The 15,571-nt window shown below is 61.8% G+C and carries 17 protein-coding genes; 13 read left to right on the forward strand and 4 right to left on the reverse strand.

Going from position 1 to position 15,571, the window contains the following annotated elements; genetic code table 11:
- Both FMM79_RS00260 and FMM79_RS00265 read left to right on the forward strand, forming a co-directional pair.
- Positions 1-268: integrase core domain-containing protein (locus FMM79_RS00260; RefSeq protein ID WP_148625073.1), on the forward strand; the 268-nt coding region annotated here is incomplete at its 5' end.
- A gap of 51 nt (positions 269-319) precedes the next feature.
- A complete protein-coding gene (locus FMM79_RS00265; RefSeq protein WP_256376760.1) occupies positions 320-745 on the forward strand; it encodes a transposase in 426 nt (141 codons plus the stop codon).
- A gap of 373 nt (positions 746-1,118) precedes the next feature.
- Here FMM79_RS00265 and FMM79_RS00270 read toward each other — a convergent pair whose 3' ends face one another.
- On the reverse strand, positions 1,119-2,642 hold the full coding sequence (locus tag FMM79_RS00270) for an alpha/beta fold hydrolase (protein ID WP_148625075.1): 1,524 nt from the start codon (positions 2,640-2,642) through the stop codon (positions 1,119-1,121).
- A gap of 457 nt (positions 2,643-3,099) precedes the next feature.
- Between FMM79_RS00270 and FMM79_RS00275 the strand changes: the two genes are divergently transcribed.
- Entirely contained in the window at positions 3,100-3,519 is a 420-nt protein-coding gene (locus tag FMM79_RS00275; protein WP_148625077.1) for a helix-turn-helix domain-containing protein, read from the forward strand.
- Between the two features lie 113 nt (positions 3,520-3,632).
- The gene (locus FMM79_RS00280; protein WP_148625079.1) at positions 3,633-4,700 is read left to right on the forward strand and encodes an alkene reductase; all 1,068 of its coding nucleotides are present in this window, start codon (positions 3,633-3,635) and stop codon (positions 4,698-4,700) included.
- A 383-nt stretch (positions 4,701-5,083) separates the two neighbouring features.
- Here the strand turns inward: FMM79_RS00280 and FMM79_RS00285 are convergent, their stop codons facing one another.
- From FMM79_RS00285 to FMM79_RS00295, 3 genes are all read right to left on the reverse strand, one after another.
- Complete coding sequence (locus FMM79_RS00285) at positions 5,084-5,896, reverse strand: DNA adenine methylase (protein WP_148625081.1); 813 nt, start codon at positions 5,894-5,896, stop codon at positions 5,084-5,086.
- Between the two features lie 151 nt (positions 5,897-6,047).
- Complete coding sequence (locus tag FMM79_RS00290; protein WP_240338875.1) at positions 6,048-7,097, reverse strand: phage portal protein; 1,050 nt, start codon at positions 7,095-7,097, stop codon at positions 6,048-6,050.
- Entirely contained in the window at positions 7,094-8,962 is a 1,869-nt protein-coding gene (locus tag FMM79_RS00295; RefSeq protein WP_148625083.1) for a terminase large subunit domain-containing protein, read from the reverse strand. The genes FMM79_RS00290 and FMM79_RS00295 overlap by 4 nt, the downstream gene beginning before the upstream one ends.
- Before the next feature lie 176 nt (positions 8,963-9,138).
- Between FMM79_RS00295 and FMM79_RS00300 the strand changes: the two genes are divergently transcribed.
- From FMM79_RS00300 to FMM79_RS00340, 9 genes are all read left to right on the forward strand, one after another.
- Positions 9,139-10,002, forward strand: coding sequence for a GPO family capsid scaffolding protein (locus FMM79_RS00300; RefSeq protein WP_162528395.1), 864 nt, complete (start codon positions 9,139-9,141; stop codon positions 10,000-10,002).
- 49 nt (positions 10,003-10,051) lie between these two features.
- The gene (locus FMM79_RS00305) at positions 10,052-11,080 is read left to right on the forward strand and encodes a phage major capsid protein, P2 family (RefSeq protein WP_148625087.1); all 1,029 of its coding nucleotides are present in this window, start codon (positions 10,052-10,054) and stop codon (positions 11,078-11,080) included.
- A 226-nt stretch (positions 11,081-11,306) separates the two neighbouring features.
- Positions 11,307-12,056, forward strand: coding sequence for a phage terminase small subunit (gpM, locus tag FMM79_RS00310; RefSeq protein WP_240338876.1), 750 nt, complete (start codon positions 11,307-11,309; stop codon positions 12,054-12,056).
- 107 nt (positions 12,057-12,163) lie between these two features.
- Positions 12,164-12,637: a head completion/stabilization protein gene (locus FMM79_RS00315; RefSeq protein ID WP_148625090.1), complete on the forward strand. Its 474-nt coding sequence runs from the start codon at positions 12,164-12,166 to the stop codon at positions 12,635-12,637.
- Positions 12,637-12,855: a tail protein X gene (locus FMM79_RS00320; RefSeq protein WP_148625091.1), complete on the forward strand. Its 219-nt coding sequence runs from the start codon at positions 12,637-12,639 to the stop codon at positions 12,853-12,855. Before FMM79_RS00315 ends, FMM79_RS00320 begins: the two co-directional genes overlap by 1 nt.
- Positions 12,856-12,859: 4 nt before the next feature.
- A complete protein-coding gene (locus FMM79_RS00325) occupies positions 12,860-13,354 on the forward strand; it encodes a phage tail protein (RefSeq protein WP_162528396.1) in 495 nt (164 codons plus the stop codon).
- A 2-nt stretch (positions 13,355-13,356) separates the two neighbouring features.
- On the forward strand, positions 13,357-13,821 hold the full coding sequence (locus FMM79_RS00330; protein ID WP_148625095.1) for a phage virion morphogenesis protein: 465 nt from the start codon (positions 13,357-13,359) through the stop codon (positions 13,819-13,821).
- Between the two features lie 685 nt (positions 13,822-14,506).
- Positions 14,507-14,863: a hypothetical protein gene (locus tag FMM79_RS00335; RefSeq protein WP_148625097.1), complete on the forward strand. Its 357-nt coding sequence runs from the start codon at positions 14,507-14,509 to the stop codon at positions 14,861-14,863.
- 87 nt (positions 14,864-14,950) lie between these two features.
- Positions 14,951-15,457 carry a hypothetical protein gene (locus FMM79_RS00340; RefSeq protein WP_148625099.1) on the forward strand — a complete coding sequence of 169 codons (507 nt, stop codon included), beginning with the start codon at positions 14,951-14,953 and terminating at the stop codon, positions 15,455-15,457.
- Positions 15,458-15,571 lie beyond the last annotated feature (114 nt).

Genomic DNA, 15,571 nt, shown 5'->3' on the forward strand with positions numbered 1-15,571 from the left:
CTTCACCGGCGTGCTGCGGCGCGAGGGTATCGCCATCAGCATGGACGGCCGCGGCGCCTGGCGCGACAATGTCGTGGTCGAGCGGCTGTGGCGCTCGGTGAAGTACGAGGAAGTCTACCTGCACGCCGACGCATGCGTCAGCGAAGCGCGCAGTTCGATCGGCCGATACCTGGGCTTCTACAACGCCCGGAGACCTCACTCGAGCCTCGGCGGACGTACGCCCGATCAAACCTACTTTGACAATCTGCCACAGGCCGTGGCAGCGTGAATTGGCCGCGACTTGCGGGGCGTCACTCCGGCCGGGCTACGCCCGACCTCCATGACGCCCCGCAGGCGCCAGCTTGAACAACCAAACCGCAGACGATCCACTTATCAAACGTCAAAGGCTGTTCAGACAAACCGAGCCACTTCTCAGGTTGCCCATGCCCTGCGCGAGAAGTTTCCAAAGCTGGTCGACATGATGGACGCATCACGCGAAGACGTGCTCGCCTACATGGCCTTCCCCAAGGATCACTGGGCGCAGATCGCGTCCACCAACCCGCTGGAAAGGGTCAACAAGGAGATCAAGCGAAGGGCGGACGTGATCGGCATATTTCCGAATGACGCTGCCGTCGTTCGTCTCGTCGGAGCGCTCATGCTGGAGCAAAATGATGAGTGGGCCGTATCGCGCCGCTACATGACGCTGGAAACTCTCGGCTCGGTGAGCCATAATCCTATGGTCAGCTTGCCAGCACTGGCCGCCTGACCTGAACCCGATCCTGCCGTAGATCGACGGTTCCTACACCAACCCGCGGGACACGACCCGCCTTCCGCAGAAATCCGGCCTTAATCGCACATCGCAATGTGCGTAGAACCGCGATCCCTTGCGTAATATCCGCACCAAAAGCGTGGAGGCGAGGCGTGGGGGCAAGCCCGGCGTGTGGGGTCTCGGCCGGACAGCAGGCATGGGTGGGTTCGATCGGTCGAGGGGAGCCGTGAGGATGGGGCAGGCTCTGGGCACGGCGATGGTGAGACAGGATAGGCACGGGAGGCCCACGCGGCCGCATCGCCATTGTGGCGCGCCTGGGCTAAAAAGTCAGGTCAGCAACGCGCCTTTGTCGGCCGTTCAGCTATGGCTTTCAAGGGCTAGATCGCCGCCCGTCCGCTCTGCCAAGAAAACTCTTCGTCAGCTCTTTGAACTCTTCCGGCGCGGTCATGAGGACGAAATGAGGTGCCTGTTCGATCTGGAGCAGGGAGATGTCCCCTGCCACTTTCAGTGCGGTGACATGCTCTCGCGCTCCGTCAAGCGGGGTCTTAGGGTCGAGCGTTCCGTGAAGCACAATCGTCGGAGGTATACGTTCAGGGATACCCCCGAAGCTTGCATCTGGCTGGTAGGTCGGAATACCTCCGGCGAGCAGAAGTGATGGCAATGGACTGGCGAAGAGATATCCCTCCGTTTCGTTTCTGATCATTTCAGCCGTTAGTTGCGGCCGGGCATTGTTCTCGGAGCGGCTGATCAGGTTTACCAGCGGGATAGATGATCCGCTTTGCGGATAGGATTTGAGAACGGAACCGATGCCTGCCAACCGACCCATAGCATAGTCCAGCCATGCGGGATTATCCGCCTGTAATCCCGCTATCACATTGGGAAGCATGTCCCGAGTTTCTGGAAAATCCAGCAAAGCAGACAGCCGGTATTTCAGATCTTGGCCAGCCAGATCCCCAATATCGTCACGCTGGAAAAGCTCAGTGACCGCCTGCTCGGCCCCCTCGGGGAAATACCGCTTGCAATCAGCTACTTGGTCGCACTGACGCAGCACTTTTCGGCCCACGCGGTCCGTAACGGCCGACCGATGGCTTAAATCCAGTTGATCGTTGCTTTCAAGCGGAACCAAAGAGTCGAGAATGACGCCGTCGAGATCGCCTCGAGGCGCAAGGGTCAACATGCGCAGCACGAGCTGGGTGCCGTAGGAGACGCCGTAGAGATACGAGCTATCGCCGGAATCGAATCGAGACATCAAGAGCTTAAGGTCATGAGCGGCATTCGAGATAGTGAACGATCTGGTCCGGCCCGCATTCGCATTGAGGTCATCGAAGCACGTAGCCCACTCCTCACCGGCCAGAGCAGTGCCCGCATCACTCGACGGGCTTTCTTCTTCCGGGCAGAGTCTTGTCGAGAAGCCCGTCCCGCGATGATCGGGAATCATCAGATCGAAGCCAGGAGCAGCCGCTCGGAAAGTCTCAATGAACGGGTAGAATGAAGCGCCGGATTCTCCCGGGCCGCCGGCGACTAGCCACAACTGGCCCTTTCTGGCTCTCTGGGCGGGAAACTTGCGGACGAACAACTGAATCGTTTCGAGGTCCGGCTTGGTATAGTCCAGCGGCACATCAATTCGCGCGCATTCGGTTCTCTGCAGTGTTGTGTGTGCACGCGCGTCCTTGCATTCGGAAAATGTCGCGGATGCCGGTTGATCATGCCTCGCATAGGCAGGCGATGCCAGAGCCAGACAAGCTAATGCCAGATACGTAAGAATCCGAGAGGCAACGAGCACATTTTTCTCCGATTGGATGAGCGCATATCGCAGGCTAGTGGCGCGACAGAGCTCGTGCAAATCGATGCGATTTTCGTGCTCCGGTGGAAAGGGAAGGGACGAGTTGGGCATTGGTCCATTACCTGTGCCCCGCAATGCCGCGTGTGTGACAGGTCCGCTTTGCGCCCATGTAGGTCATTCCTAGGGTCGAGCTGCGATCCTGAAAGCTGCCCTTTGTTCAGCAAGGCATCGAGGGCCACTTCGCGCCCCAGTTTCGGGCGCCGGGCAAGCACATCGAGGAGCCTAAAGCTGGCGGTTCGATGGGCTTTGTTCTGGTAGCAGTAACCAATCAATTGCGATTCCAAAACTTCTTTGAAGTGCATTAGGATCGGCGCGCCGTCTTGATCCGTTGGACTAGCGCTCCACCAGCATAATCACCTTGGCGCGTCAACCACCGTCCAAGAGTTCCTGTGGGACCATGTTTCCTGCGGCCGCATTCCGACTTTTTTCGTGCAAACGCCAGTCCACGGAGCTAGGTATAGATTTTATACCAGCATGTCCGAAACCCATATTTTGGGATGAACATAAAATGCATGATGTCACGGAATTAGATCCGGTTTGCTTTTCATCGGATTGCCCTAGCCGGGGCCTCTTCGATCAGATCGCTGACAAATGGTCCACGATGGTACTAACGGTCCTGACCGACAACCCTCATCGGTTTAACCTTATTCGCAGGCGGTTGGAGGGCGTTAGCCAGAAAGCGCTTACACAATGCCTGCGCAAACTCGAGCGCAATGGGATGATCACCCGCCGCGTCATTTCCCTCTCACCAGTTGCCGTCGAGTACGAGATCACCGCGCTGGGTCGCACCTTGCAAGAGCCATTGCGAAAACTTCACCAGTGGACGCTAGACAATCTTGCGGATGTCAATGCTGCACGGGAAGCCTTTGATAAGCGCCAATCGGATGACGGCTTCAGTGGTGTTCAGGTGGAAAAACGTGTGGGTTAAGTCTTGTCAAACGGGTGGCAGGTTTACTCAGACCTACCTAGGCGACCCAAGGTGCCTAATTGATATTAGGTCTACAATGTATATCTAGGCCTCCAGATTTACTGGAGCATAAAATGACTGATCTGAAATTACTGGCCCCGTTGAAAACCGACATCTTCGAATTCAAGAACCGAGTGTTTATGGCTCCCATGACAAGGGCTAGAACGCCCGACCATGTGGCGAATGATCGGACTGCACTTTACTACTCCCAACGTGCCTCGGCAGGCCTGATCATTTCGGAAGGCACGCAGATCAGCGAACAAGCGATCGGCTGGACGAATACACCCGGGATACATACTTCCGAACAGATTGAAGGATGGCGCAAGGTTACTGAGGCCGTTCATGCAGCAGGTGGCTTTATCTTTGCGCAACTCTGGCACACGGGCCGTGCGTCTCATCCGGACTTCCATGGCGGAGCTTTGCCGGTAGCGCCTTCGGCAGTGCCCTTCGAAAGTCAGGCCTTTACGCCTGAGGGGCCGAAGCCGACCGTCACCCCGCGCGCCATGACTTTGGAGGAAATCCAATCCACAATTGCAGACTACGAGGCCGCTGCACGCGCAGCCCAAGCCGCAGGTTTCGACGGTGTTGAAGTGCATGGTGCCAATGGCTATCTCCCGGCCCAATTCCTTGAAGACGGTCCGAACAAGAGAACGGACGCTTATGGTGGACCTGTCGAGAACCGCGCCCGCTTCCTGCTCGAAGCGACCGACGCTGCCATCCGGGTGTTTGGCGCATCCCGAGTATCGGTAAGGCTGTCGCCTCGGATTCCTTATAACGACATGGGCGATAGCGATTTGGAAGGCACATACATGTTTGCCGTAGAGGCTCTTGAGGCCAGGAAGGTGGGCATACTTCACTTCATGGAAGCGGCACAGCTTCCCGAAGGTCTCAAACCGTTGGCCCCCGAAGCGAGAAAGCGCTTCTCCGGTGTGTTCGTCGTGAACGTAGGCTATGACCGGAAAACCGCAGAACAGGCGATCGCGTCGGGCTTGGCCGACGCAGTGACCTTCGGAACGCTCTTCATCAGCAACCCGGATTTGCCCGAACGCTTCCGTCAAAACGCCGCCTTGGCGCCGTCCGATCCATCGAGCTATTATGTGGGTGACGAGCAGGGCTACACGGACTACCCGCCCCTCACCTGAGCCTTCCCGTCCAGGCTTCATTCGCCATCCTGTCGTGCCTCTTCTGCAAAGATTAGAGAGCGGCCGGATGGCGATTTTCACTGCTCTTGTTCGCGCCAAGCCCCCCGATGCGATCCGCTGACCAGCAATCATTAGCAGCCCAAACCTTTACGCCGAAAGGTAGCGTCGCTGGGCACGGCCAGGTTCAAATCGATAGCGACCCGCAGCTTCATCTCCGCTTTTGGGGAGCGTTGTTTTGCTCTGGAACCGCCCAATCGGATGAATTGAAGCCGCTCTATCAGTGTGGCTTTCAACCGGTAATTATCGCCAATTTCACGCCGAAACTTGCCAGTCCGCTCCCGGCCCAAGCGGGCCACGCCACGCGCAGCCCGCCCCCCTCGCCGTCAGTTCGTAATGATCACCTCACCCACACGCTTGGCCTTGTTCGCGCCGCCGATCGTGTAGGTCAGCTCCTCCTCGCGGAAGTCGAAGCCCGCGAAGATCCGGCGCACGTCCGGGTGATCATTGAGGGAGAGGATGAACCGGCCGCGCAGGGAACGCAGCTGCTGGGCCATCAGCTCGAACTGCTCGCGGCCGAACAGGTCCCGGCCGTAGTCGCCCTCGCAGCCGTAGTAGGGCGGATCGAGGTAGAAGAGCGTGCCCGGCCGGTCGTAGCGGGTGAGGAAGTCCGACCAGGGCAGCCGCTCGATCACCACTCCGGCCAGTCGCTCGTGCACCGCCTCGATCATCGGCGCCAGCTTGGTCACATCGAAGCGTGCAGGCGTCTCGGGCGAGACGCCAAAGCCGCGCCCCCTCACCTTCCCGCCGAAGGCCAGGCGCTGGAGATAGAGGAAGCGGGCCGAGCGCTGCAGGTCCGTCAGCGAGGACGGCTCCATGGCCAAAAGCTTCTCGAACCCCGCCCGGCTCGTCACCTGCCAGCGCAGCATATCCAGGAACGCCACGTAGTGGTGCTGGATCACCCGGAAGAAGGTGGCGACGTCCTCGGACCAGTCATTGATGACCTCGGCCCCGGGCCGCTGGTCGCGGCGCAGGAAGACGCCGCCCATGCCCACGAACACCTCGGCATAGGTGCGATGCTCGACCGAGTTGATCAGCGCGACCAGGCGCTTGGCCAGCTGGCGCTTGCCTCCGATGTAGGGCGCGAGAGGGCGCACCGGATCGACCGGCGCGAGCGTAAATTCTGGAGTCGACAACACGATACATGTTCCATATTTGTTCCCGCGCCGAGTCGGCAGGCGGGATGGTCTCCGTGGCGGGACCGATCGGGATCATGACGAGCTGTGATCGTCGGACTTCGGGCGTTGCCGCGCCCGGTCCCCCGCCTATCGGCGGGCGATATCTCAAGTGTCAGGCAGCGCTCGTCAGCGGCATGGCCAGCGCAGGCCGTTCAAAGCGCAGCGCTTCCACGCCCAGCCAGTCGTTCACCTCGCGCATGCGCTCCTGGATCGGCACGATCTCGGCCTCGTAGAAGATCGCCGCGGCATCCTTCACGTTGCCAAAGCCTGCCGTGTTCTTGGGCACCACGGCGATCAGCTGGGGCGGCACGCGGTGCGCGGCCATGAGATCCTCGGCCGTCACCTGCTTGATGTTGAGGAACTCATCCTTCGCGCCCACCTCGGCGATCGGCAGGAGGCGGATGGCGTCGGCCTTGCCCTTGGGCGAGTGGATGAACAGGTTCTTGAAGTTGCCCTGCCCTTTCGCGCCGCGCAGAGCCTTGCGGATTGCGCTGGCGCCCTCCTCGCTGATCCCCTCATCGCCCAGATACAGGATGAAGCCCGCATGGCTGCCGTTGTTGTAGTACCGGCGCCGGAAGATCGTGGCCGCCTCGTTGAGCAGGCCCGATTGCAGTGCCGAGAGATACTCGGGCATGCCGTAAAGCTCCTGCATCGGGTCAGGCTCGAGCAGCTGGTGCACGCGGCCCCGCGGCATCTCGGTCGCATCGTGATAGGACCAGGCGCGCGGCACCCACCAGAACTGCCCCGGCTCCAGCCCGCGCCGCATGTAGGCGGCCGGAAGCGGCTTGAGCGCCAGCGGCGCGCCCCGGCGGTTGTCGACGCGCTCCAGGTAGGCATTGCCCATCACCAGCCAGTCCAGCGCCCAGCGCGCGAAATCACTGCGCGAGAGCATGGGCGTGGGCACGTAGCTGGCCGCCAGCAGGTTGCGCTTGAAGAGGATCGAGCTCTGGTGCTGCGGGCTCATCCGATACGCGCGGCCAAGCCCCATGGGCGAGACCGGCGGCTCGTACCAGCGGTTGTTGTGGGCCACCTCGAACAGGTCGAAGATGGCGCCTGCATCCAGCACGCTTTCCGGCTCACCGAACGTGAAGGCTTCCGCCCCCGCGCCCACGCCTGCCTGCATCTGGTCAGCCTGCGCCTCTGCGGGCAGCGTTTCGCTCATTCGTAGATCTCCACTGTGGTCGTGCCGCCCGGCGCTTCGGTGATGTCCAGGGGCTCGAAGAAAAGGGCGTGCATGGTCGCAAAGGCGAGGTCGGCATGGCCCACGCCCCCGCTGCGGCTCGCGACGTAGGAGACGCCGTGTTTCGTCACCTCGGGCTTGATCGCCATGAAGGCGGACATCATGTCCTGCCAGGCCGCGTCGAACTCCAGGCGCCCGGCACTGATCACGTTCTTGGCCTTGAGCACCATGCTCGACTTGATCTGCACGTTGTAATGGTAGGCGGTGACAGTGGGGAACCACTTGCGCACCAGCTGCTCCACCGCCTTGCCCGCGCCGGTCGTATCGATGCCGATGCGGGTCACGTTGTACTTGCCGCACATCCGCCGGATTGCCTCGGCCTGGGCGTCGAACTGCAAGCCCTTGAGGCGCTGCTTTTCGAGAATGCGGAATTTGCCGCCCGGCTTCGTCGGCGCGGCGACGGCCACCAGCGCGGCATCGTCGCCCGTCCCGCTCTCGCTGGCGTTGGGATCGTAGCCCAGCCACACTTCGCCTGCGTAGGGGCGCAGGGCATAGGGCTGGTAATCGCCGTGCCAGGCATCCCAGCTGTCCACCATGCATCGGCGCATCATGGCAAAGGGGAACATCGAAAGGCTGTCGTCCAGGAACAGGCAGCGGAACAGGTTGTCGAACTCGTCCGCCGCGTATTCCAGCTGCAGCTCGTCGACGTTGACGAGGTTGAAACCGCCCTCGATCGCGTCGAATACGGTCACGATCTGGCGCCAGATCCCGTCCTTGCCCACCTGCCCGGCCTTGAGCGCGCGGTGGCTGATGTCGATCTTCAGCCGGTCCTTGCGTGCGCGCCGCTTGTTGACGCGCTCGCCGGTCCACATCGGGTAGGCCTCGTGCCCCAGCGTGGAGGGCGTGGAGAACAGCGTGCGCGTGAACTGCGTGTGCGTGGCAATGGCCGAGGCGACCTTGAACAGCTCCTCGAAGCCGTAGATCCAGAAGCACTCGTCGATGATGACATCGCCGGTGTACCCTTGCGCGGTGCGGTAGTTGGTGCCCAGGAAGTAGAGCGTCACCGCCTCCAGCGGCGCGCCGTTATCGTCCTCCCCGCGCTGCAGGACCATGGGATCGCCCTTGAGCTCGATCCCGCAGACCTTCTGCACCCACTGGACGATGTAGTTGCGAAAGATGTTCGCCTGGGCGCGGCTTGCCGAGATGAAAATCTGGTTCTTGCCGGTTTCCAGCGCGACCAGCAGGCGCTCGCGGGCGAAGTACCAGGTCGCACCGATCTGGCGGCTCTTCAGGATCATGCGCGTGCGCTGCGAAACGCTGGCCTGCCAGCCCTCCTGATGGCCGAATAGCCCTGCCTCAAGGTCCGCGCGCAGCTGGGCAACATGCTCGCGCGTCAGAAGGTTCTTCGCCTTCTCCTTCTTTTTATTGGTCGAACGGGCCGGGTTCGCGCGCGCCGGGTTCAGGTCTGCTTCGGTGCCGCCATCGGAATACCGCGCGATGCGCGCCATGCGCTCGAACTGGCGGCCCAGCAGGTCGATCTCCTTGAAGTCCTGGCCGGTCTTCTTGTCCTTCGCCATCAGTGTCAGGTACCGCTCCAGCGTCCCTTCCTCGGCGCGCTGAATGGCGGGCGCATCGTCCCACTTGTGGCGGGTCTTCCAGCTGGCGATTGTGGTGTAGGCGAGATCCAGTTCCTGCGCGATCTGGCTCAGCGTCCAGCCCTGCCAGTACAGCGATCGCGCCTTGGTCCGCCTGGCCACGATCGCGGGCATGGAGGCGGGCTCGGGCGCAGACGCACCGCCCCCGTCCTTCGCTTCCAAGTCGCTGATCGTGTCCTGTTTTTCGGCCATGGCGCGCACGCTAGGGGCGAAGTGGGGGGCAAACTAAGCCCCCCTCCTTGTGAGGCGCACGCCCACAACGCGCCCGCGTTGAATTAGGCCGCGTGAGCCTGTCCTTTGGCGATCAGCAAAACCCGGCACCGCCCGAAAACGGCGGCCCCAAGCCCAAGGACCGAAAGGCAAACCCGATGCCCCTGACCCGTTACTTCCGCGTTGCCGTCGAGGGCGCGACCACCGATGGCCGCGAGATCCAGCGCCAGTGGCTGCTCGATGCGGCAGAGACCTACGACCCGCAAACCTACACCGCGCTCGTCAACATGGAGCATGTGCGGGGCCTGGGCGCCGAAGGCAGCTTCGGCAACTACGGCCAGGTCACCGGCCTTCGCACCGAGAATGTCACGCTCAAGATCGGCGGCGAGCCGGTCCAGCGCCTCGGCCTCTTCGCCCAGGTCGACGCGCTCGACACGCTGGTCGCGGTCAAGGACCGCGGCCAGAAGCTGTTCTCCTCGATCGAGATCAACCCCAACTTCGCAGGCACCGGCAAGGCTTACATGGTCGGCCTCGCGGTCACCGACAGCCCGGCCTCGCTCGGCACACAGCTTCTGACCTTCGCCGCGCAGCAGGGTGACAACAACCCGCTCGCGCACCGCAAGAAGGACAAGGGCAACCTCTTTACCGTGACCGAGGAAGCCGAGATCGAGATGGAGGAGGAAGGCGCCTCCAGCGCGGCCGATCCCACCGGCGTCTTCGCCTCGCTCAAGGGTTTGCTGGATCGCTTCACCGCCACACCCCCGGTCGCGCCAGTCACGCCGCCCGCCGAGGGCAAAGCCAATGCCGCCGCTTCCCCGGACCTTGCGGCCTTTGCGGCCAGCTTCGGCCAGCTCCTCACCGCGATCGAGGCCGACCGCAAGGATACGGCGGCCAGGTTCACCAAGCTGACGGCCGATCTCGCCGCCCTCACGTCCGAGATGGAAAGCACACCGGCCCACGGCTTCACCACGCGCGAGCCGGCCACCGGCGGCGGTGAGAACGCCGTGCGCACCGACTGCTGATCTCTCCCCCTTCTCTGCCCGCGCCTCTCCAGCCTGAAAGACAGACCCCATGAAGAATGCCACCCGCGTCAAATTCGCGACGATGGTCAGCCAGATCGCCCTGCTCAATGGCATCGATCCCGCCGTTGCCGCCTCGGCCAAGTTCACCGTCGAACCCTCCGTCCAGCAAACGCTCGAACAGCGCATGCAGGAATCGAGCGAATTCCTCAGCCGCATCAACATCGAGCCCGTCGACGAGATCATGGGCGAGCTGCTGGGCCTGGGCATTGGCAGCACCATCGCCGGGCGCACCAACACCAGCGCGGGCACGCGCCGCACCGGCATCGATCCCAGCGCCATGGACGAGCGCAGCTACACCTGCGTCCAGACCAACTTCGACGTGGCGCTCAAGTACGCCAAGATCGACAAGTGGGCCAAGTTTCCCAACTTCGAAACGCTCTGGCGCGACAACAACCTGCGCCGTCAGGCGCTCGATCGCATCCTCATCGGCTTCAACGGCACCTCGGCGGCCGCGCAGACCGACCGCACGGCCAACCCGCTGCTGCAGGACGTCAACATCGGGTGGCTCGAGAAGATGCGCGAGGAGAACGAAGACCGCGTGCTTGCCGAGGTGGTCGAGGGCTCGGGCCAGGTGACCTATGGCGAAGGCGGCGACTACGCCACGCTCGATGCGCTGGTCTGGGACGCCAAGGAATCGCTTCTGGCCGAATGGGCGAAGAACGACACCGAGCTTGCCGTCTTCGTGTCCGGAGACCTCCTGCACGACAAGTACTTCCCGATGGTCAACCAGGATCTGGCGCCGACCGAGCAGCAGGCCCGCGACGTCATCATGTCGACCAAGCGCCTGGGCGGTCTTCCCGCCGTGCGCGTGCCGGGCTTCCCCAACGGGACGGTCTTCATCACGCGCTACGACAACCTCTCGATCTACTACCAGGACGGCAAGCGCCGCCGCCTGCTGAAGGACGAGCCCGAGCTCGACCAGGTCACCGACTATCAGTCTTCAAACGAGGCCTACGTGATCGAGGACCTCGAATACGCCTGCCTGGTCGAGAACATCGCTCCGGCCCCGGCCGCGTAATCGGACAAAAGGCGGCCGGTCCCCTAACGCGCCGCCTTCCCTGCCCCCGCCCGGTTTCTCCCTCCCCCGGGCGGGGCAGGTTCACAGCCCCTTCAGGTCCACCAAGGAATACTTCCCATGCTCTCACCCGCCCAGCGCCATCGCCAACGCAGTCTTGCCGCCGGGTCGCAACGCGCCGCAAAGGCGCGCCCGGGCCGGAGGCAAATGGGCCTCCGGCCCCCACCCCATGCCCGAAACCGGCCCGGTCGCCAGCGAATACCAGCTCCTGCTCGCCGCCCTTGGCCTCGACCTTGCCTCGCTGCGCGAAATCCAGTCGACCGAGCGCAAGATCGACGCCAAGCGCGCGATGATCGAAAAGTACCGCGTCTGGGCCGAAAGCGCGGCCACCGCATGGCTTGCAGGCGATGTTCCCAGCACCCAGGACGAGATCGTGGCGACCATGGCCGTCTGGGCCATCGACATCCAGGACTGGCCCTTTGCCATGAAGCTCGCCCGCACGCTGCTGGGCGGCCACCTCGCTCTTCCCGAACGCTACAAGCGCACCCCCGCCACCCTCATCGCCGAGGAAGTGGCCGAAGCCGCTATCGCCAATGTGGAAGACGTCCCTCTCGACGTGCTTCAGGAGGTAGAGGACCTGGTTGCGGCCGAAGACATTTTCGACCAGGTCCGCGCCAAGCTGGAAAAGGCGCTGGGCCTCGCCTTCGCCCATTGTGCCGAAATCTTCGATGCCACCGCCCCCAGCGCCACCGCTGGCGGCCGGGGCGGCCTTCTCACCGCCGCCATCGGCCACTTCACCCGCGCCATCGAACTGCACGAAAGCTGCGGCGCAAAGACGCTCCTGCGGACCGCCGAAAGCAAGCTCAAGAAGCTCGCCGACGAAAAGGCCGCGCAGGACAAGGCTGACGCCGAAGCCGAGCAAGCCGAGGCGGACAAGGCCCCGCCCACCAAACCCGATCCGGCCACTCCGGCCGCGTAACGGCTGCGCCACCGCGCCGGGGGGCGGAACAGGCACGGCGCGGCCAGAAGGCCACAGCCAGCGCCTGTTCCCCACCCCCCACTTTTTACCTTGCAGGAGCCTCGCCTGTGTCCTTCTCCGCTCTGCCTCCCTCGCCCGCCTCGCCTGTGAACAGTGTTGTCGAAGGCGATGGCTGGTGGCCGAATGTGGACCTGAACGCGATGCGCGATGCCCTGCGCCTCACCACGATGGTCACGCACCCGCGCCTCGTCGCTGCCCTTGAGGGCGGCGTGATCAGCGTGACTGGCGAACTGGAAGCCTGGCGCGCGGCCCATGAAGGCGAAGGCGCCGCCAGCCTCGCCGATGTCGCGCCCACCCGCCGCATCGCCGGGCAGCACCGCCTCACCCTGCTTTACACCCGCGCGGTGCGCTTCGCCGCTGCGGCCGAACTTGCCGAGCTGCACCGCGATCTCACCGCCGCCCAGGACGGCCAGGCCCGCGCCGACACCGAGGAAACGACTGCGCAGGAATACCTGCGCCTATCCACCCTCGCCATCCGCGACATGCTCGCCGTACCGCGCACCGCCGTGGAGCTGATCTGATGACCTCCACCGTCACCGCGCGCCAGGGCGATACGCTGGACGCTATCTGCTGGCGCGAACTGGGCACCACGTCCGGCGGCGTGGTCGAACAGGCGCTGGCCCTGAACCCGGACCTGGTCGCGCTCGGCACCCGCGTCCCCGAAGGTGCGGTGGTCATCCTTCCCGATCCTCCGGCCTCCAGCGCCCCCACCCTCGAAACCGTCAACCTCTGGGACTGACCTTGTGAAGAAGCCCGCCTCGCTGCGCGCCGCGATTGCCGCCACCCTGCCCGACCTCGCCCGCGATGCCGATCGCCTGGTCATGTGGGTGGAACGCGGCGCGGTGCGCGCCACGCAGGGGCCCCAGCGCGGCTTCGCCTGGGAATACGATCTCATCATCGTCGCGGAAAACTACACGCTGCCGCCCGAGGACCTCTTCTTCACCGTGACCGACTGGATGCGGCTCCACCAACCCGACCTCCTCCAGCCAGATGCTGCGGGCTTCCCGTTCGAAGTCGACGTGATCGACGATCGCGCCTTCGACGTGAAGATCACCCTACCCTTGCGCGAGGTGGTCGCCGCTACGCCGTCCCAAGGGGGCTGGAGCCTCGAAGTGCAGGAAGAGCCGGTCCACTTCCCTGACGCGGCCCCCTTGCGCCCTGACAGCGCCCCTCTGGCCTCTGTCTGGGCACAGGACAGCGAAATCCTCTTCCAGGTCGCGCCGGACCAGGACACCTGACCATGGCCGTCGAATTTGCAGAGCTCGAGCAATTCCTCGAAGCCTACCGCGAACGCATGAGCCCGGCCGAGCGCCGCAAAGCCTCGCGCAAGCTCGGGCAGGAGATCCGCAAACTTAACGCCCAGCGCATCGCCCGCAACGTCGAACCCGATGGCTCCCCCATGCAACCGCGCAAGCCCCGCATGGCCGAAGGCGGCCGCCGCATCCGCGCCCAGCGCATGTTCCGCAAGCTGCGCCTCGCCAAATCCTTCAAGGTCATGGCCAGCGAGGATGGCGTCTCGGTGGGCTTCATCGGCAACGTAGGCCAGACCGCCCGCGCGCACCATTACGGCCTGACGGATTTCGTAGGCCGCACGCAGGACGGCACATCTGTGCGCGCCCGCTACCCCCGCCGCCGCCTGCTCGGCTTCGGGCCCGGTGACCTGGAACTGATCAACGAAGCGGCGATGGAGCTACTGGATCCCTAATCGAATGCGGGGCTGATCAATCCAGATGGCGGACCGCCAGCAATCCTGATAGCCTCTCCTGCAAGGCAATCTTTTTTGACGGCCTCCCTCACCAAGCAAGACCTCTGCCCCATGCCGAATAACTCGCAAACAAGCCTTCCTTCACGCGCTGCGATCAACCAGGCTTTGAGCGCGGTGGGCCCATTCTCATGGCCAAAAGATGAAGACGAACTGATCGCGCTGGTCCAGCGCATCCTGACCGAGTTGCCTCCCTACAAATAACAAAATGCTATTAGCGGCTTGGCCCAATTACGGACGCTATCTGGCGCCCACTGGGACATTGCTGCCATTCCCAAGCCGACGTCAGATAGACAGCTTTCACCCGGACACCGGCCCTTTGGAAAGACAGCATGCAACGATAGATAGCGAGCAAGACGGGCCGGGAGCGGAATGTCGGGTTCTCGTCGGCCGGAGGGCAATGGCTGCCATTCCAGACCATGATGAGCGAGGATAGACGCCACGTCATTTCGGAGATTGAGAAGGGTTGCTATCGCGACTGGCACGTTCGCGAAATGCAGCCATTTCTTGGCTGACAATTTCTCGATTGATCTCCTCTATGCGTGTGAGGAAAGCCTTGAGCTTGGCGCCTCGCCAAGGATATCGGAATTGGCTTATAAAGCACCGAGAATAGCAGTGAGGGCAGTTCGTGAACATTCCAATCATTAAGATTCGCTTCGGAGACCCGGACGCTCTTCATGAGTTAGCAAAGCAGGACAAAGATGAATCACGAGTATTCATGAACTCGTTCGTTGCTCCGCCGCGTGCAAACCTTGATCAGTTATCGTCCGGCTCAAAGTTTCTCATCGTCGGCCCGAAAGGTACCGGCAAAACAGCCGCGCTTCTTTACCTTAGGGGTATGATAGAGGATCACAAATCTAGCTTGATACTGTTCAAATCAAATATTCGCAATGAGGATAGACTTAAGCTAGAAAACCTTACCAAAACTTTCGTCGTAGAAGATCAAGGTAAATTTTCAGTAGACACTGATTATAAGACAGTTTGATAATGGTTTATATTAAAGAATATTTTTCGTCTCCTAGATGAAGATGATGTTATTGAGGGAAAATCTTATTCCAAAGACATCGTTCTTTTGCTTGAGGCGGACAAAAAGAAATTCAATACACTGTTCGACACCATGAAGGTCGGTGGCGTCAAGGGTTCCGTTAAGCTGAAGGTTGGCCTTGGTGTATTGCAGTCGGAGATCGGCGCGGAAATTGACGCAAGGCGACAGGGTGCAGAGGAAATAGATTTCCTTGATCTAGTGCGCTTAGCCCAAGCTGCGCTCAAAAAAATAAGAGTTAAGAGTGGTGTAAAGTGTCGCCTTTATATAGACGAACTCGAATTCTTTCTGGAAGAGGCAGGAAGCGGAGAGAGAGATCGCAGAATGGTCCGCGATTTAATATTTTCTGTTTACAATACTAATATGCTGTTTCACGAAGCGGGGGTGGATACGCTTTGCTATGCGTGCATAAGATCCGAAGTTATTCACTCTTTCCCCGGCTCATCATCAGAACTAAGCAAGATCATTAAGTCTTTCTCGGTATCGTTGAATTGGGAGCCTCTTCCTGGTCAAGAAAGCGCTGTCCTAGTGGATTGATCGGAACAGATGATTCCGTTTTCGGGATTCCCTTGAACGGGGGGACATGCGAAGATGGCGCATGCGAACGGGCATCCAGATTGAGGTTACAGGACCGGACACCAAGCGGCTCGA

This window comes from Novosphingobium sp. BW1, assembly GCF_008107685.1.
Classification (GTDB): Bacteria; Pseudomonadota; Alphaproteobacteria; order Sphingomonadales; family Sphingomonadaceae; genus Novosphingobium.